Here is an 18,414-nt window from a genome sequence, read left to right on the forward strand (position 1 = left end):
ATTCCTCTAATAAGGAACAAAGCTGAACGCCCGGGCCGCAACCCGGGCGTCGGCTTATGCACAACCCAAACATCGGCTTCACTATCGTCCCGGTTTAAGCCACCCTAGCGCCCCCACAAGGGCGTTCCGCCCCAAGAATGTACTGACATGCCCAAGCACCTGCTCATCGTCGAATCACCGGCCAAGGCCAAGACGATCAATAAATACCTCGGCAAGGACTACACGGTCCTGGCCTCGTATGGGCATGTGCGTGATCTGGTTCCCAAGGAAGGCGCGGTTGATCCCGAGAACGGGTTCGCCATGCGTTACGACCTGATCGAAAAGAACGAAAAGCACGTCGAAGCCATCGCCAAAGCCGCAAAGGGCGCCGATGACATCCTGCTGGCGACCGACCCGGATCGCGAGGGTGAAGCAATCAGCTGGCATATCGCCGAGATCCTGAAGCAGCGCGGCCTGTCCGACGGCAAGCCGATGCAGCGTGTGGTGTTCACTGAAATCACCCCGCGCGCGATCAAGGAGGCGATTGCCCAGCCGCGTGAGATCGCCTCGGACCTGGTCGATGCCCAGCAGGCACGCCGCGCGCTGGACTACCTGGTCGGCTTCAACCTGTCGCCGGTGTTGTGGCGCAAGGTGCAGCGCGGCCTGTCCGCCGGCCGCGTGCAGAGTCCGGCACTGCGCATGATCGTTGAGCGCGAGGAAGAGATCGAAGCCTTCATCTCGCGCGAGCACTGGAGCATCGAAGCCGCCTGCGCGCATCCCTCGCAGCACTTCAACGCGCGCCTGATCAAGCTGGACGGGCAGAAGTTCGAGCAGTTCACCATCACCGATGGCGATACCGCCGAGGCCGCGCGCCTGCGTATCCAGCAGGCCGCGCAGGGTGCGTTGCACGTCACCGACGTCGCCAGCAAGGAGCGCAAGCGCCGCCCGGCCGCGCCCTTCACCACCTCCACGCTGCAGCAGGAAGCCTCGCGCAAGCTCGGCTTCACCACCCGCAAGACCATGCAGGTGGCGCAGAAGCTCTATGAAGGTGTGAACATCGGCGACGAAGGCACCGTCGGCCTGATCTCGTATATGCGTACCGACTCGGTGAGCCTGTCGCAGGATGCCCTGGCCGAGATCCGCGACGTGATCGCCCGCGATTACGGCATCAGTTCGCTGCCGGACAAGCCCAACACCTACACCACCAAATCCAAGAACGCGCAGGAAGCCCACGAAGCCGTGCGCCCGACCTCCGCGCTGCGCACCCCGGCGCAGGTGGGCAAGTACCTCACCGATGACGAGCGCAAGCTGTATGAGTTGATCTGGAAGCGCGCCGTCGCCTGCCAGATGATCCCGGCCACCTTGAACACCGTCAGCGTCGACCTGTCGGCCGGCAGCGAGCACGTGTTCCGCGCCAGCGGTACCACCGTGGTGGTGCCCGGCTTCCTCGCCGTGTACGAGGAAGGCAAGGACAGCAAGAGCGCCGAGGACGAGGACGAAGGCCGCAAGCTGCCGCTGATGAAGCCCGGCGACCGCGTGCCACTGGACCGCATCGTCGCCGACCAGCACTTCACCCAGCCGCCGCCGCGCTACACCGAAGCGGCACTGGTCAAGGCGCTTGAGGAATACGGCATCGGCCGTCCGTCCACCTACGCCTCGATCATCCAGACCCTGCTGTTCCGCAAGTACACCGAGATGGAAGGCCGCAGCTTCAAGCCGACCGACGTCGGCCGCGCGGTCAGCAAGTTCCTGTCCAGCCACTTCACCCAGTACGTCGATTACGACTTCACCGCCAAGCTCGAAGACGAGCTGGATGCAGTGTCGCGTGGCGAGGAAGAGTGGGTGCCGCTGATGGAGCGCTTCTGGGGCCCGTTCAAGGAACTGGTCACCGACAAGAGCGAATCACTGGACCGCACCGACGCCGGCAGCGCGCGCGTGCTGGGCCCGGACCCGGTCAGCGGCAAGGACGTCACCGCCCGTATCGGCCGTTTCGGCCCGATGGTGCAGATCGGCACCGTCGAAGACGAAGAGAAGCCCAAGTTCGCCTCGCTGCAACCAGGCCAGAGCATCTACTCGATCTCGCTGGAAGAAGCACTGAAGCTGTTCGACATGCCGCGCAAGCTCGGCGCCGACGCCAATGGCGAGGAAGTCACCGTCGGCATCGGCCGCTTCGGACCTTTCGCCAAGCGCGGCAGCACCTATGCCTCGCTGACCAAGGAAGACGACCCCTACAAGATCGACCTGGCCCGCGCCGTGTTCCTGATCGAAGAGAAGGAAGAGATCGCACGCAACCGCATCATCAAGGAGTTCGAGGGTTCGGACATCCAGGTGTTGAACGGTCGCTTCGGCCCGTATATCAGCGACGGCAAGATGAACGGCAAGATCCCCAAGGACCGCGAGCCGGCCTCGCTGACCCTGGCCGAAGTCGAGCAGCTAATGGCCGAAACCGGCAAGCCCGTGCGCAAGGGCTTCGGCAAGAAGGCGGCCAAGAAGACCACGGTCAAGAAGGAAGCCGCGCCGAAGAAGGCCGCCGCCAAGAAGGCCCCGGCCAAGAAGGCGGCAACCAAGAAAGCCGCGACCAAGAAGACCGCAGCGAAGAAGGCCACCAAGAAGACCGTCGCCAAGAAGGCTGTGAAGAAGTCGGCCACCGACGACGCACCGCCGTTCTGACCAACGGCTTTTCCCTTCTCCCTCAGGGAGAAGGTGCCCGAAGGGCGGAAGAGGGTCGGCTTTACCACCCGGAATCAGGAAACAGCACTACCCCGGCTTTCATCCCCTCCCCCGCCAACAAGCGGATAATCAGCACCACCCGCAGCAGGCCGCCCACCGGGCGGCCTTTGCTTTGCGTCCCTTTCGCGGACCAGCGCCATCGAACGCACTGGCCCTCCAACGGTGCTGACCATGCTCGAACTCGACCTGCACAACGTCGTCCCGGCCCTCAAGGCCGGTGGCGTGATCGCCTACCCGACCGAAGCGGTCTGGGGCCTGGGCTGTGATCCCTCCAACGAAACTGCCGTTATGAAGTTGCTGGCGCTGAAACAGCGCCCGGTCGAGAAAGGCATGATCCTGATCGCCGCCAGCCCGGCGCAGTTGGAAGGTTGGGTGCAGCTGGATGCCTTGCCTGCCGATCGACGGCAAGCGGTGTTGGAAAGCTGGCCCGGCGCCAACACGTGGATCGTCCCAGCCGGCCCACGCGCCCCACGCTGGATCACCGGCGAGCACACCGGCATCGCCGTACGGGTCAGCGCGCATCCGCTGGTACAGGCCCTGTGCAAGGCCTGGGGCGGCCCGCTGGTCTCGACCAGTGCCAACCTCGCCGGTGAGCCCCCGGCGCGCTCCCCTGAGCAGCTGGACCCTGCCCTGCTGGCCCTGCTGGATGGTCTGCTGGACGGCGCCACCGGCGGCCTGGCCCAACCGACCCGCATCCGCGTGGCCGCCACCGGCGCGGTCCTGCGCGACTGAAAAGCTGAAAAGCCAACCCCTCCCCAGCCCTCCCCTTGGCTACGCCAAAGGGAGGGGGCAACGGCGTAGTGCCGAGCCATGCTCGGCAGGGGCTTCACCGGTAGCGCCTCAGCCGAGCATGGCCCGGCACTACACAGGAACGCGGCCGGCAAGATTGCCAGCTTCGCGGCTTACGCCGCTCCCACAACAACAACGAAGCCGTCGTGGCACACTGCCGGCATGCGCGCTCGCCTGCCCCTGCTCGGTTGCCTGGTCTGGTTGCCAGCCGTGGCCCTGGCGGTTGATCCGCCTCCCGCCGGCTCGGCGGACAATGTCCGCATCTACCGCTGCGTCGGCAGCAACGGCGCGGTGTCGCTGCAGGATGCCCCCTGCACCAAGGCGCATCAGCAACAGGTGCTGGAAATGACGCGACCGAAGGACCCACCACCGCGGCAGGCATCCACAGCACCAACACCAACTACCGCACCTGTGATTCAGCGCGAGGTGCGGGTGGTCACGGTGCAGCCACCACAGCCGATGTACGAGTGCGTCACCAGCGAAGGCGAGCGCTATACCAGCGACAACAACGAAGGCAATCCGCGCTGGGTGCCAACCTGGGGCTATGCCTACCCGACCCATCACGGTCCCGGCCATGGTGGCCCACGCCCGCCGCGCCCTCCCGGCGGCGGTATCCCGTGGCGAGCAGGTGTCGCGGTTCCGATGGGCTCGGTGCTGGTGCGCGACAGCTGCCATGCCCTGCCACCACAGGAAGTATGCGCGCGGCTGCGCGATCGGCGCTGGGAACTGATCCGCCGCTACAACAGCGCGCTGCAGAGCGAGCGCCAGGAATTGACCCGCGAACAGCGCGGCATAGACGCACGACTTGAACAGGATTGCGGGGGAACCTGATGCGTTGCCTGATCCTGATCCTGCTTTTGGCCAGCGCCAGTGCACAGGCCGGCGAGATCGTGTTCTACCGCTGCACTGATGCCGCCGGCGCGCTCACCGTGCAGAACATGCCCTGCCCAAAGGGCACGCAACTGCAGAGCAAGAAAGTCATGCAGGCGGTGCAGAGCCTGCCACCTCCGCCACCGCTTGCAAGCCCGGCACCTGCAGCGCTACCGCAACTGATCGCGGCACCCGCTCCTGCTGCTGCGATCCCCGAGCCGCCGAGAGCCACCGCCGTTGCGACGGCACCACCGGTGCCGTTGCCCGAGCTGTTCCAGTGCCGCACACGCGAAGGCCAGAACTACTTCAGCGAAACCAGCGAGCCGCCGTCACGCTGCGTGACGATGCAGGTCACCGGCCTGGACGGCAACCCCAATACCGGCGCAGGCGACGCCTGCGAAGTGGTGCGCGATACCTGCGCCGCAGTCGACCCGGCGCAGCTATGCGCTACCTGGCAGCAATGGGTAAACGAAGCCGAATCGGAATGGCGTTTTGCAGCGGCCAGCCAAGCCGAAGCGCTACAGAAAAAACATCAGCGTCTGCAGTCACTGCTGGCTGGCAGCGACTGCAACACTCAGAACCCGTAGCGCAGAAAGCCGCCGTCCACCGCGATGCACTCACCGGTGACATAGCTTGATGCCGGCAGGCACAGGAAGCTCACTGCAGCGGCTACTTCTTCCGGTTCACCGATGCGCCGCATCGGCGTGCGCGCGATCACTTCATCGTAGTAGTCGGCATCGGACAACGGCCCGGAAGTGCGGCGGGTGCGGATGTACCACGGCGCCACCGAGTTGACGCGGATGCCGTCCTCGGCCCACTCGCAGGCCAGGTTGCGGGTCATCTGCTGCATCGCCGCCTTGGTCATGCCGTAGACCACGCCGCTGCGCACATGGGTGATGCCGGAAACACTGCCAACATTGACGATCGCCGAGGATGCGTGCCGGGTCAGCAACGGGTGCGCGTAGCGGCATAGCTCGAATGCCGAGAACAGGTTGGTCTCGAAGATCCCGCGCCATTCGTCTTCGGAATACTCGGTTGCCGGCTTGGTGGTGTTGCCACCGGCGTTGTTGACCAGGATGTTCAGGCCATCGCTGTGGTCTTCGACCCAGTCGAGGATTTCCTGCCGATCCTGGTCATCACTGACATCGGCCGAGAGCGCGTGGATGGCGCGCTCCGGATACGCATCGGCCAATTCATCGCGCGCGGTTTCCAGCGCATCGGTATCGCGCCCGACGATCAGCACATCGGCACCGAAACCCAGCAGTTCACGTGCGATTGCCAGGCCAATGCCGGCACTGGCACCGGTGACCAAGGCGGTTTGCCCATCCAGGCGCCAACGCTGCGGGTTCATTGTGTTTCCTCATCGATGCGGGGTGCGGCGCCTGTGAAGGGACGCTGCAGGAAGTTGGGGCTAGGATAGCTGCCTGAGCCCAGCGGAGCATGCCGATGAAGCGTCTTTCACTGTTGATGGTGCCGTTGCTGCTTGCACTGGCAGCGTGCAAGCCACAAGCGCCGGACACCGAACGCCGTCCTGATCCGCAAGCCACCGCGCTGCGTGATGCCATGAAGAAGGATCTGGATCAGGCCAAGGCGACAGCTGCGGCGGCCGAGCAGGCCAGCAAGGCGCAGAAAGCCGAGTTGGATGCGGCGGTTGGAGCAGCCGATACCGCCAAATAGCGCGTCACTTGTAGTGCCGAGCCATGCTCGGCATTGGGCATTACCACGAAAACCCACATGTAGTGCCGAGCCATGCTCGGCAAGGGGCCTTACCGGGAACGTCTCTGCCGAGCATGGCTCGGTACTACAGCATTGTCTGGAAAGCCCCTGCCGAGCATGGCTCGGCACTACAGGGCAGAAACAACAACGCCGCCCTTGGGCGGCGTTGTTGCTGCACATCACACAGGGCGCTTACAAGCCGCAGAAGCAATATGCCAGCGACTTCACCGGTGCACCATTGCGGTCCTTCACTGCGTCTTCGACGAAGCGCAGCTGGGTGTCCAGCTCCGGCATCTGCTTGGCGATCAGCATGCGCGCGACGCCCGAGTCGGCCAGCATCCAGGCGCCGGCGCGGCTGCCGGCGAAGCCGGTCATGAACTGCGCGAACGGGGTGGCGGCCTTCTCGATGTAACGCACGCGGAACTTGTCGCTTTCACCAAGCTTGGCGCGCTGCGCTGCATCGGCAACGGCCGCCTTCAAACCACCGAAGGCATCCACCAGGCCGCGCTCCTTGGCCTGCGCGCCGCTCCACACGCGACCACGTGCGACTTCATCCACCGCTTCAACCGGCTTGTTGCGTGCCGCTGCCACCTTGCCGGTGAAATCGGCATAACCCTTGTTGATCACCGACTGGATCACCTGGCCCACCGCCGGGTCCATCGGCCGGGTCACGTCGAACGCACCTGCAAACCGGGTGGTGCCGACACCGTCGGTGTGCACGCCGATCTTGTCCAGGCTGCGGGCGAAGTTCGGGATCATGCCGAAGATGCCGATCGAGCCGGTGATGGTGGATTCGTCGGCATAGATGCGGTCGGCGTTCATGCTGATCCAGTAACCACCGGATGCGGCCATGTCACCCATCGATACCACCACCGGCTTGCCGGCGGCCTTGAGCGCATCCACTTCACGACGGATCTGCTCGGAGGCGAATACTTCACCGCCCGGCGAGTCCACGCGCAGCACCACCGCCTTCACGTCGTCGTCGTCGCGTGCCTCGCGCAGCAGCGCCGAGGTCGAGACGCCACCGATACGGCCAGCCGGCAGGTCGCCGCCGGCGATCTCGCCTTCGGCCACCACCACGGCAACTTGCGGACGCGAATCCATCGGCGAGCGGCGAGCATCGAGCTGGGTCAGGTAGTCGCCCAGGCCGATCTGGCGATAGCCACCGTCAGCATCGCCGTCGGCAACGCCGCGTTCGGTGAGCAGGGCGTCCACTTCTTCGCGGGTCTTCAGGCCATCCACCAGCTTCTGCTGCAGGGCGAAACGGGCCAGATCGCCTTCGGCTGCGGCAACACCTTCCGGCAGCGTGTCGATGCCGGCGGCCAGCTGTGCGGCGTCGAGCTTGCGTGCCTTGGCAATGTCGCCGAGGTAGCGCTGCCACACGTCGTTCATCCAGAACAGGTCGGCTTCCTTGGCCTGCGGCGAGGCGGCGTCGAGCACATAGGGCTCAGCGGCAGACTTGAACTCGCCCACCTTGAACAGGTGCACGTCCACGCCCAGCTTGTCCTGCAGACCGCTGCGGAAGTACTGGCGATAGCGACCCAGGCCTTCCAGCAACAGGCCGCCCATCGGGTCGAGGTAGACCTCATCGGCCTGCGCGGCCAGCAGGTACTGCGACTGGCCCATGTTCTCGCTGAAGGCCACGACCTGCTTGTTGGCCGCACGCAGATCCTGCAGCGCGGCGGTTACTTCACGCATCGAGGCAAAGCCACTGGGCTGCAGCTTGTCCAGCTGCAGCACCACGCGGTTGATCTTCTTGTCGTCCTTGGCCGCTTCGATGGCGCGGATCAGATCGCGCAGCTGCAGCTCTTCGGCATTGGTCTCGCCCAGCGCCTTGCCCAGCGCGCGGCTGAGCGGGTCGGTGCTGTACTGCTCGACCAGACGGCCTTCCGGCGCGATCACCAGGGTGGTGCCTTCCTGCAGCACGGTCGTCGACGAAGTGCCCTTGCCCACGGCGACCATCAAGCCGATCAGGATCAGGAACAGCAAGCCGAAGAACAGCAGGTTGAGGATCAACCGGCGGGTGAAGTTCATCACGTCCCAGATGCCGATGAAGAAGCTGGCAACGGGATTGCGGCGTGGCACTGGAGGGGGATTCATGGACGCTCCGTTGGGGGCTGGTTGCAAGTCAGGATACGCATAACCGGACGCCGCCGGCATGGCCTTTAAGTCAGGGGGCAGCCTGGGCGATGAGCCGGCCACTGCTGACCCGCAGTCGCCAGCCCAACAGCACCGCGGCCACGGTCAAACCAATGATCAGGCCGATCCACATGCCCTGCGGGCCCCAGCCCAGACCCAGTCCAAGCCCGGCACCGACCGGCATGCCCACGCCCCAATAGGCGAACATGGCAATGAACATCGGCACGCGGGTGTCCTTGAGCCCACGCAGCGCGCCAGCGGACAGCACCTGGATGCCATCGGGGATCTGGAAGGTGGCCGCATACAACAACAAGGTGGAGGCCAACGCGGCCACCGCAAGGTCGTCGGTGTACAGACCCACCACCACGTCATGGCCCAGCAACAAGGCGGTGATCGACACCATCTGGGTCACCAGCACGATCGCGTAGCCGGCCCAGGTGGCGCGGCGCACGCCCAGCGGATCGTTGCTGCCGACCGCATGGCCGACGCGCACGGTGGTGGCCTCGGCCACGCCCATCGGGATCATGAAGCACAGCTGTGCCACGTTGATCGCGATCTGGTGGGCACTGGCCTCGGTGGCACCGATACGGCCGATCAGCAGCGCGGTGATGATGAACAGACCACCCTCCATCAGCACGGTGATGCCGATCGGCAGGCCGGTACGCAGCAGGTCCCAGATCGCGCGCAGGCGCGGCAGTTCGAAATGACTGAACAACTGCAGGTGGGCGAAGCGCTTGGTGGTCCACAGGTAGGTGGCAAAGGCGATGGCCTGTACCCACATGGTCACCGAGGAGGCGATGCCCAGACCTTCGGCGCCGAGCTCGGGGAAGCCGAACTTGCCGTTGCAAAGTGCGTAGCCCAAAGGACCGAGCACCAGCAGGCCACCGAAACCAATCAGCATGGTCGGCAAGGTCCAATGCATGCCTTCACTGAGGTAGCGCATGCAGAAGTACAGGGTCAGCGCAGGCACGCCCCAACGGATGGCATGCAGGAAGTCAGTGGCACCGGGCACGATTTCCGGCGCGATACCAAACGCTGGCAGGAACGCCGGCACCACGCTCAGGAACAGGAACATCAACGCGCTCAGGCCCACGCCCAACCACAGTGCCTGGCGGAACAGCGGGCCGATTTCACGGTCACGGCCTGCGCCGTGCAACTGCGACACCGAGGCGGTGAGCGAGATCAAGGTGCCGATCGGCACCAGCATCGGCAGCCATAGCAGGGCCGTACCGATGCTGACCGCAGCAAAGGTATCGGTGCCATGGTGGCCGGCGATGGTGTTGTCGACAAAGGCAATAAGACCGGTGGAAACGTGGCCCAGCACCAACGGCAGGGCGAGCAGTCCGGTCGTCCGCACTTCTTGCATGAAGCGCGGCGTGGCGGGAGACATGGACATAAAACACAGGGACGCGGACTACGGCCGGCGCAGGAAGCGCACAGATGCCGGGTCGCGGAGTGTGCCTATTCTACCGTGGCAAGGCTGTTACGGCCCCGCACCGCGGATGAACGGATGGCGTGCTGCCGCACAGCGCGGTACTCAGTGCCCGACTTTCTCGCGCAGCCAGGCATCACGTTGTGCCGGCGCCAAGGCCAGCAACTGGGTGCGCAGTTCCTCACGTTGCTGCGGCGGAGTGCGCTGCGAAATCAGGCTCAACTGTTCCAGCTGGGCGGCATCGAGTTGCCGCAGCAGCGCAATCACCGGCTCGCGCTCGGCCGCCGGCAGGTAGCCGAACAGGGGCTGCAGGCGCGGATACAACACACCCAGCTGCGGGCCCAGCAACCAACCATCGCGGTGCATCTGGTCGATAGCCGTATAGCGCGCACGCAGGGCCTGGCGCTGTGCATCCGGCAACGCGGCGATTGCTGCTGCCGCCTGGCGGATGCGCTGCTGTTCGCTGGCCGGCAGTGCCTGCCAGGCTGCATAGCGACTGCGCACCTCGCGCTTCTGCTCCGGGCTCATCGAGGCCCAGGCACTCCGGGTGCTGATCACGCCGGCACTGCCAGGCGCTGCCGACAGTTCGGGCAAAGCGGCCGGTACGGCAGCCTGCAGCGGCAGCGCAACGAACAGGATCAGCCCCGCCAGAAAAGACTTATTCATCGGCATCGCTCGTCTCCAGCGCTGCACCGGCCGGTTCCGGACGGCTGGGTTGCGGCTGTGATTCATCCACCGGGATCGGACCACCGGCTGCATACCAGGCATGGAAATCGGTATCACGGGCCGTGTCCAACGCCGGATCGGCCAACATCGCCGCATCGGCAGCCGCGTGCGGGTCAGCGCCTGGTCCGGCCGGGGTGCTGTCGTCGGGCAGCGATTCCACCTGTACCGGGCCATTGTCAGCCAGCCCATTGCCACCATTCGGGTCGGCACTCGGCGCCGTATGCGAACGCCACCACCACAGCGCCACCACTGCCAGCAGCAACAGCGGCAGACATAGCAGCAGCCAGGTGCGCAGCGTCCAGGGTTTGGCCTGTTTGCGCCGCTGTGCAGGCTTGCGGCGACTGCCCTCTTCCTCGCGCGGGCTGTTGCCAGTGGCAGCAGGCGGAGCGGCCGCAGCGGGCAAGGCGCCGGTAATCACCGAATCACGCAGCTGTTCAAGCTGCTGCAGGCGCGGCGGCGACAGGTCGCGGATCAGCGTCTGCACCTGCTCGGCCAAGGCGCGCCAGCTGGCGGCATCCGGGCGGCCACCGGCATCCATCGGACAGGCGCCCGCCAGCGCTTGCCGGTAGGCATTGGCGTCCCCCCCCAGCACCGCCGCGGCGGGTGCTTCATCCAGGCCGGCGCCAATCCGCAGCAGCAGCGCCAGGCGCTCGCCCGCTGCCAGCGTGCCCAGATGGGCCAAGGCTGGCTCCCAGTTGCCTGGGCTGGTTGGCTTCAGCAACTGCGGGGTGCTGCACAGCAGGCCCCAGAAGCGGGCCGGCCATTCGACCATCAGCAGTTGCGCGGCATGCCCGGCAAAGGCACGCATGGCCACGGCCACCGCACGCTCGCCGACGGCGGCATCGCCGGCCTGCAATTCAGCAACGACCAGGGCGCGGCGTTCCACCCCGCGCAAAAAGGCGGACAGAGCATTGGCTGCGGCCGGCGAAAGAGGGGCTGGTGCAGCCATCATGTGAACTCCGTCATGCCGTGATGATACCGAGCGCACACCCTGCTGCCGACGCCCCAAGTCATCACTGGACCGATTCTGCAAGCCTCTGCAACAACTTGTGCACAGCGTCAATACGCTATGACAAGCGACTCAAGCAAGCCGCCGTGAGACTGTATTTCTTTTTTGTTTCACGGATAACTTATTGATTTTGATTGAATAATTGATGTGGCTATTTTTTGACCAAGTTGACCCAAAGGCTTGCTCCATCGCCCTGAACGCGTGGAGCACTTTACTCACCCACAGAGTTATCCACAGGATGTGTGGATAACAATAAATCTCCAAGCGCAGCCAGCGTTTACGCCGCATTTATGCAGGACTTCACAGCATCTGGACGCGGGTGAATGGCGACAGCCAAACCTTCGGCTGCGGCTAAACTTGGCCCATGCCTGACTGCCCCACCCTGCGCCTCGCCCTACCGGTGCCCCTGCCACAGCTGTTCGACTACCTGCCCCCGGCCGGCGCCCCCGCGCCCGAGGCCAGCGATGTGGGACGTCGGTTGCGGGTGCCATTCGGTCCACGCGAGCTGGTCGGGGTGGTCGAGGCCATCGGCCACAGCGATGACCCGGCGGCCTTGCGTCCGGCCCTGCAATGGCTGGATGAGGCCGCGCTGCTGCAGGGCGAACTCAGCGCCTCGCTGCGCTGGCTGGCGCGCTATACCCATGCCCCACTGGGCGAGGTGATCGCCACCGCGTTGCCGGCACCGCTGCGGCGCGGCGAGCCGCTGCCCGACACCCACGGCTGGGCCTGGGAACTGACCGAGGCCGGTCGCGCCGGTTACGACCGCCTGCGCAGCGGTACCCGCCCGCAACGTCTGGCCACGCTGCTGCTGGAGGGCACGGTCAATGAAGACCTGCTGGACGATCAGCTGGACGACTGGCGCAGCGCCGCCCGCGCGCTGCTCAAGCGCGAGCATGCGCAGCGCATCGAAGTGGCGGCGGTGATTCCGCAACCGCGCATCGTCGCCGGCCCGGTACCGAACCCGCAGCAGCAAGAAGCGATCGACGCGCTGCAGGCAGCCGCGGGTTTCCAGCCCTTCCTGCTCGACGGCGTCACCGGCAGCGGCAAGACCGAGGTCTACCTGCAGGCCATCTGCCATTGCCTGCAACAGGGCAAGCAGGCGCTGGTGCTGGTACCGGAAATCGGCCTGACCCCGCAGACCCTGCACCGCTTCCGCAGCCGCTTGGGGATTCCGGTGCATGCGCTGCATTCGGGCTTGAACGACAACGAACGTGCACGCGTCTGGGCCGCCGCCTCGCGCGGTGAAGCACGGGTGATCGTCGGTACCCGTTCGGCAATCTTCACGCCACTGCCGCAGGCCGGCTTGATCGTCATCGACGAAGAGCACGACGGCAGCTACAAGCAGCAGGACGGCATCCGTTACCACGCAAGGGATTTCGCGATGGTGCGCGGCAAGGCACTGAATGTGCCGGTGGTGCTGGGCAGTGCGACGCCATCATTGGAATCCCTGCACAACGCACGCAGCGGTCGCTACACGCACCTGCGCCTGCAGCAACGTGCCGGTGATGCCAAGCCACCGGGCGTGCGCGTATTCGACGTACGCAAGCGGCCGCTGCAGGACGGTTTATCACCGGAAGTGCTGGTTGGTATCGAGCAGCATCTGAAAGCCGGCAGTCAGGTCCTGGTGTTCAAGAACCGGCGCGGCTATGCGCCGGTGCTGCTCTGCCATGACTGCGGCTGGACCGCTCCGTGCAACCGCTGCAGCACACCGCTGCACAAGACACCGATGACCGTGCACGGTGGGGGCCGCCGCCTGCAGTGCCATCATTGCGGCGCGCGCCAACCGGTTCCATTGGCTTGTCCGGACTGCGCCAGTCTTGCACTGCAACCACAAGGCATTGGCACCGAGCGCCTGGAAGAACGCCTGCTGCAGTTGTTCCCGGATTACCCGGTGCTGCGCATCGACCGCAGCACCACCGCTCGCCGCGATGCACTGGAACAGACACTGGCGACGCTGGGCGATCAACCCGGCATCCTGGTCGGCACGCAGATCCTGGCCAAGGGCCACGATCTGCCGAAGTTGACCCTGGTGGTCGTGGTCGGCATCGATGAAGGCCTGTTTTCGGCCGACTTCCGCGCCAGTGAAAAACTGGCGCAGCAGTTGATCCAGGTCGCCGGCCGAGCCGGTCGCGCCGAGCGCACCGGCGAGGTCTGGCTGCAGACGCATCATCCGGACAATGCGCTGCTGCATACGCTGGTCAACGGCGGCTACCACGCCTTTGCCGACGCCGAACTGCTGCAGCGTGAGGCTGCTGGGTTTCCCCCATTCGCACACATGGCCATGCTGCGTGCCGAGGCAAAGCAGGTGGAGCAGGCCAATGAATTCCTCGCCGCGCTCAAGCAACTGCTTCCCAAACAGAACGACCTTGAGCGCTTTGGACCGATGCCGGCACCGATGCCGCGCCGTGCAGGTTTCCAACGCACGCAGTTGTTGTTGTCGGCTGGGCAACGGCGTCCGTTGCATTCAGCGCTGGATGGCTTGATGGCGCAGGCCTATGGTCTGCCGCAGGCGCGCCGTGTGCGCTGGTCGCTGGATGTGGACCCGATGGATCTGTATTGAGGGCTGTTGGGGTTTGTGGGAGCGGCGTAAGCCGCGAAACTGACAGTGCACATGATCCCGGTAGAGCCGAGCCATGCTCGGCTGGAGCGTTACCGGCAAAGCCTCCTGCCGAGCATGGCTCGGTATTACAGGGCATTGCTTGGAAAGCCTCTGCCGAGCATGGCTCGGCACTACGCTGCTAACGGTAGAAATCGGCAATCTGACCGGTGAACTGCTGCGGGTTGGCACCGACAAGATTGGTCAACACGACCACCGCCAGGCCTTCGTCCGGATAGACCACGAACGCCGCACGTGCGCCACCAAAGCTGCTGACCTGTCGCTTCCCCACCGGACCGGATACTGGCCAGCCTGCGGCCCAATCACCTTCGTTGCCATTATTCAAACGCTCTGGCGTCCACATTCGCGCAAGACTATCTGCGCGCAGCACGCGCTGCTGCAACAAGGCTGCCAACCACTGTGCCAGATCATCAGCGGTGGTCTGGATACCGCCACCAGCCCACAGGCCTTGCGGCATGTCGTAAAACCAACGTGACAGGCGCTTTGGTGCATCGGCGGCATCGCTGCTGCGGGGGAAGAAGCTGTACATGGTGGCCGCATTCGGTAGCACATCGTAGCTGCCACCGAAACCAACATGGTTCATGCCCAGAACATTGAACTGACTGTCCACCAGATGATCCTCGTAGGGCTTGCCACTGCGCTGGCCAATGATTCTGGCGAGCAAGCCGTAGTTGGTCTGGTTGTAGGCGAACTGCTCACCCGGCAGGGCCTGCATCGGAAGTTGCTCAACCAGCTTCCAGGCCTGCGCCTCGGAGCCACCACCAATCAGCCCCTGAGCATTGACGATATCCGGCAAGCCGGAGGTATGCGCAAGCAGCTGACGTACCCGAATCCCCCTCCATGCAGCGGGCAGTTGCTGCAGATAGGTTGAGATGGGTGCATCCAGATCGACCTTCCCGGCTTCGACCAGCTGCATCACTGCTACACCGGTAAACGCCTTGGTCGCCGAGTTGATCGGAAATAAGGTGGTGCGAGTAGCTGCAACCTTGTATTCCAGATTGGCCAGGCCCTGCGCCTCGGAGAACACCACCTTGCCGTCCTTGATCACCGCAACCTGCAGCCCCGGAATGCCTCTCTCCACCATCGTGCTGGCAATGAAACGACGCGTCGCATCATTGGCAGCATCCAGCGTGGCTGCAGCCAACTGGAAGGGAAGTACACACAGAAACGCCACCAGGCACAGCAGGTTTCGGGGGCTTGCACATCGCATCGTCTCGCTCCGGTCGTGACTGGCTTGGGTAGGTCGAATCGCGACCACCGCGATTACCGACTCCAGTCTTGGATGCTCGAAACGACGAAAAGGTTTAAACCACGATCACCAGCGCCCGGCATTCGTTGGCGCCATCGCGGGGTTGAGCCTGCCCTTCAACCACTCAGCGCACCATATGCAGCACCTGCACCTGCATTATCTGCTGCTCGCGGATGACGACATGCCACGCCGAACTGGCAATGGATAGTTCAACCTCGCGACGCAGCCCAGCGTCATGCACGATCCATGCTCCATTGCAGACACCGCAACGCCAGGATTTCGCGGTCACGCTGGCACCAAGTACTGGCGCGTCCCACCGCTTCTCGATCCGCACCGCGACGGCTGCCACGCTATACATCCGGCGACACGGGCAAGCCAGCCATCGCTGCCCGCAAAGACCAAGAATTGAACACAGATAGCGCGCCGCCACGCATGTGATTGCTGCCCCGATCCCGCCAAGAGCACACGCTAGGCCGGACCATGACATCCCGCCTATCCACGAAATCAGGTAGGCACCGACAAAGGCCTCTGCCTGCGGCGTTGCGGCAGCTAACCCCGCAGCGGCAGCACTAGCGCCATACGGGTGCCAGGGGCGCCCTCACGCTGACCGATGTGCAGCACCCCGCCCAGCCGGTGTGCACGCAGTTGCATGCTGATCAGCCCTGCGCCGCTGGCAGCACCCACGCCAACATCGCCAATACCGATGCCATCGTCATCGATATGCAGCTGAAGCTGCTCGCCATGTCGTTGCAGATGGACATCCACACGCTGTGCACGGCTGTGCTTGAACACATTGGTCAAACCTTCCTGCAGCAGCCGCAGCAGATCCAGGCTGCGCGAGGCTCCAAGCTCCACGCCCTGGATATCATGCAGGTGCCAATATGCCTGGATATCGGCCGCGTCCAGCAGACCGCTTGCACGGTGCCGTAGCGGCACCAGCAACTCGGCAAGATCGCCGTGCTCACGCGCAGTGCTGTCGATGACCAGACGCAGGTCATCACGCATTTCGCGCAGCACGCCGATTACCTTCTGTCGCGGCATGTCTTCCGGCGCCTGCTCCAAGCGTGCGATGGCACCCACCAAGGTGCCACCGAAACCATCGTGCAGGTCTCGTACCAACTGCAGACGCTCGCCAGCACGGCTGTGGGCAAGTTCCAGCGCATGCTGTTGCTGCAGGGTATCGGCGAGCTGCGCGGTCGCCTGTTGCACCTCATGACGCAGCTCTTCGTTGAAGCCTTCGACCCGTTGCATGGTGTTGGCGAAACGGTACGCGAGCACGAAGCCCATGCCGAGCAACATCAGCGGCGAGGTGAATGAACCGAGGTAGCTGACGCCGCCATACCAACCCATGTACACACCCAGGTCGTGTAGCGACACCGCAATCGGCAGGATGATGCACAGCGCCAGCACCTGATAGTCGCGACGACCACTACGCAGCGCATAGCCCATGAAGGTGAACGACACCACGTACAGGAAGGCGATGGTCGGCACCAGATAGAAGTTGCGGTTCGGCCCCATCCACTGCGGCACCAACAAGGCGCCCGCCATCACCAGCATAGCAATGGCAACCAGCACACGCTCCAGTCGCGGCCAGCGGCGCTCGCAGAAGCGCAGCAGGAAAATCGTGTGCGCTGCAGCCGCTGCGACGTAGCAGGCACCGATAAAGGCCTGCCAACCATCGGTGGTGGCGAACGGCCAGGGGCTGCTGGCAAAGAAATTGCTGTCGTACAAGCGTCCGAACACCGCGCTCAAGGCGTACCAACCGTACATCGACTCCTTGCGCCGCAGCAGCCAGAACAGGCCGATCACCGCCGCCAGCACGAAGCCGATCGCGCTGTCCAGAACCTGCAGGTCATGGCGGACGAAAACCTCCTTGCTGAAGCGTGCCTGCAAGGCCTGCGGATCGCCCACGTCCACCACACCCAGCGAAGGTTGGTATGCAGCCAGGCCCGACACCCGCACCAGCAGTTCGTTCTCGCCCTGTTTCAGCAACGGCGACTGCAACAGAAAATAGCGCGGCACATGCCAGCTGCGTGAGAGCGGCTCGACCAGGGATGGATCACGATCGATCAGGCTGCCGTTGAGATAGACCGCAGCTGCCATGCAGGTGTAGTCCAGCAACAGACCCGTCGCTTGATTGGCATCGCCTTGCTGCCAACGCAACCGATACCAGACCACGCCATCGTGATCGGGCCAGCGGGTCTGCCACTGGTCAGCCAGAGAAACCGGCACCCAGCCCTGCGCGGGAGGCGCTGCCGATTGCCAGTCGGCGCGCACCGCCTCGGCGTCAGTGATGCGGGTGATGTCCACTGTCTGCGCGTTGGCGCTGGCCATGCATGTGAATAACAACACCAGCAGCAACCAGCGAATCAAGGCAGCAGTCCCATCGCACGCGCTTCGTAGACCGCCGCAGTCCGCGAACCTACCGCAAGCTTGCGATAGATGTTGCGGGTGTGCGCGTCGATGGTCAGCCGTGACAGCCCCAGAAGCTCGGCGATCTCGCGATTGCCATAGCCCTGTGCGACGTGAGTGAGAATGCCGAGTTCGCGCTCGGACAGGTGCACGCTTGGCGCTGCTGGTGCAACGACCGGTGCCTGCACAGGCGGTAGCAAGGCCAGAATGCGCCGGGCGATCATCGGGTCGATCGGTGCGCCACCACGTTGCAGGCTGCGCAGCGCGATGCTCAGCTCGATGTCGTCGCGGTCTTTGAGCAGGTAGCCGACGGCGCCTGCGCGCAGCGCGGCGAAAATGGCTTCCTCTTCGGCGAACGCGGACACAATCACCGCCTGCAGCTGCGGCACGTGCTGCTGCATCCAGCCGATCAGTTCGACGCCGGTGCCGTCGGGCAGTTGCATGTCCACCAGGGCCAGGTCGACGTGACGGGTCTGCAACAGTTCACGGGCGTTGCCGAGATTGTCGGCCGTGTGGATCTGCGGCGCTTGCTCGACCAGTAATTCAGACACGAGCCGGGCCAGCCTCGCCAGCGAAGCTGCGTCGTCGTCGATGATCAGGATGGAAGACAGCTCCATCGGCCCCCGCCATGGTCCGTGTTGTGGCGGAGTTTAGCGTGGTCTTACGGTTGGCTTGTGATGGGCTGCGGGCGATTGAGCGGATTGGGGCAGTCTGGCGACGCCTAGCCTTTCCGCCGTGGCAACCAA

At 64.5% G+C, this 18,414-nt stretch carries 15 protein-coding genes; 6 read left to right on the plus strand and 9 right to left on the minus strand.

Going from position 1 to position 18,414, the window contains the following annotated elements; all coding sequences use genetic code 11:
• The first annotated feature begins 147 nt into the window (after positions 1-147).
• The 4 genes from ACVOMF_RS08230 (at position 148) to ACVOMF_RS08245 (ending at position 4,955) form a co-directional block, all read left to right on the plus strand.
• Positions 148-2,649 (plus strand): DNA topoisomerase I, encoded by a 2,502-nt coding sequence (locus tag ACVOMF_RS08230; protein ID WP_481508844.1) that lies wholly within the window; start codon positions 148-150, stop codon positions 2,647-2,649.
• A 231-nt stretch (positions 2,650-2,880) separates the two neighbouring features.
• Positions 2,881-3,441: an L-threonylcarbamoyladenylate synthase type 1 TsaC gene (tsaC, locus tag ACVOMF_RS08235; RefSeq protein WP_481508845.1), complete on the plus strand. Its 561-nt coding sequence runs from the start codon at positions 2,881-2,883 to the stop codon at positions 3,439-3,441.
• Positions 3,442-3,660: 219 nt separating this feature from the next.
• The gene (locus ACVOMF_RS08240; RefSeq protein ID WP_481508846.1) at positions 3,661-4,329 is read left to right on the plus strand and encodes a DUF4124 domain-containing protein; all 669 of its coding nucleotides are present in this window, start codon (positions 3,661-3,663) and stop codon (positions 4,327-4,329) included.
• Positions 4,329-4,955 carry a DUF4124 domain-containing protein gene (locus tag ACVOMF_RS08245; RefSeq protein WP_481508847.1) on the plus strand — a complete coding sequence of 209 codons (627 nt, stop codon included), beginning with the start codon at positions 4,329-4,331 and terminating at the stop codon, positions 4,953-4,955. Before ACVOMF_RS08240 ends, ACVOMF_RS08245 begins: the two co-directional genes overlap by 1 nt.
• On the opposite strand, the gene ACVOMF_RS08250 is transcribed toward ACVOMF_RS08245, so the two are convergent.
• A complete protein-coding gene (locus ACVOMF_RS08250) occupies positions 4,943-5,719 on the minus strand; it encodes an SDR family oxidoreductase (RefSeq protein WP_481508848.1) in 777 nt (258 codons plus the stop codon). The two genes, ACVOMF_RS08245 and ACVOMF_RS08250, sit on opposite strands and share 13 nt — an antisense overlap.
• Positions 5,720-5,814: 95 nt before the next feature.
• Between ACVOMF_RS08250 and ACVOMF_RS08255 the strand changes: the two genes are divergently transcribed.
• The gene (locus ACVOMF_RS08255) at positions 5,815-6,045 is read left to right on the plus strand and encodes a hypothetical protein (RefSeq protein ID WP_481508849.1); all 231 of its coding nucleotides are present in this window, start codon (positions 5,815-5,817) and stop codon (positions 6,043-6,045) included.
• Between the two features lie 231 nt (positions 6,046-6,276).
• Here the strand turns inward: ACVOMF_RS08255 and sppA are convergent, their stop codons facing one another.
• The 4 genes from sppA to ACVOMF_RS08275 all read right to left on the minus strand — a co-directional run bounded on the left by sppA (position 6,277) and on the right by ACVOMF_RS08275 (position 11,333).
• The gene (gene sppA / locus ACVOMF_RS08260) at positions 6,277-8,184 is read right to left on the minus strand and encodes a signal peptide peptidase SppA (RefSeq protein ID WP_481508850.1); all 1,908 of its coding nucleotides are present in this window, start codon (positions 8,182-8,184) and stop codon (positions 6,277-6,279) included.
• A 70-nt stretch (positions 8,185-8,254) separates the two neighbouring features.
• Positions 8,255-9,619: an MATE family efflux transporter gene (locus ACVOMF_RS08265; RefSeq protein ID WP_481508851.1), complete on the minus strand. Its 1,365-nt coding sequence runs from the start codon at positions 9,617-9,619 to the stop codon at positions 8,255-8,257.
• 141 nt (positions 9,620-9,760) lie between these two features.
• Positions 9,761-10,321, minus strand: coding sequence for a DUF3106 domain-containing protein (locus ACVOMF_RS08270; RefSeq protein WP_481508852.1), 561 nt, complete (start codon positions 10,319-10,321; stop codon positions 9,761-9,763).
• The gene (locus tag ACVOMF_RS08275) at positions 10,314-11,333 is read right to left on the minus strand and encodes a hypothetical protein (protein WP_481508853.1); all 1,020 of its coding nucleotides are present in this window, start codon (positions 11,331-11,333) and stop codon (positions 10,314-10,316) included. The genes ACVOMF_RS08270 and ACVOMF_RS08275 overlap by 8 nt, the downstream gene beginning before the upstream one ends.
• A gap of 421 nt (positions 11,334-11,754) precedes the next feature.
• On the opposite strand from ACVOMF_RS08275, the gene ACVOMF_RS08280 reads away from it, so the two are divergent.
• Positions 11,755-13,950 carry a primosomal protein N' gene (locus ACVOMF_RS08280; RefSeq protein WP_481508854.1) on the plus strand — a complete coding sequence of 732 codons (2,196 nt, stop codon included), beginning with the start codon at positions 11,755-11,757 and terminating at the stop codon, positions 13,948-13,950.
• Between the two features lie 178 nt (positions 13,951-14,128).
• Here ACVOMF_RS08280 and ACVOMF_RS08285 read toward each other — a convergent pair whose 3' ends face one another.
• The 4 genes from ACVOMF_RS08285 to ACVOMF_RS08300 form a co-directional block, all read right to left on the minus strand.
• Complete coding sequence (locus ACVOMF_RS08285) at positions 14,129-15,181, minus strand: serine hydrolase domain-containing protein (RefSeq protein ID WP_481508855.1); 1,053 nt, start codon at positions 15,179-15,181, stop codon at positions 14,129-14,131.
• Positions 15,182-15,380: 199 nt separating this feature from the next.
• The gene (locus ACVOMF_RS08290; RefSeq protein ID WP_481508856.1) at positions 15,381-15,605 is read right to left on the minus strand and encodes a hypothetical protein; all 225 of its coding nucleotides are present in this window, start codon (positions 15,603-15,605) and stop codon (positions 15,381-15,383) included.
• A 200-nt stretch (positions 15,606-15,805) separates the two neighbouring features.
• Positions 15,806-17,608, minus strand: a complete 1,803-nt coding sequence (locus ACVOMF_RS08295; protein ID WP_481508857.1) for a sensor histidine kinase — start codon at positions 17,606-17,608, stop codon at positions 15,806-15,808.
• 17 nt (positions 17,609-17,625) lie between these two features.
• A complete protein-coding gene (locus ACVOMF_RS08300; RefSeq protein WP_481508858.1) occupies positions 17,626-18,285 on the minus strand; it encodes a response regulator in 660 nt (219 codons plus the stop codon).
• Positions 18,286-18,414 lie beyond the last annotated feature (129 nt).

It is taken from the genome of Stenotrophomonas sp. STEN022 (assembly GCF_056760155.1).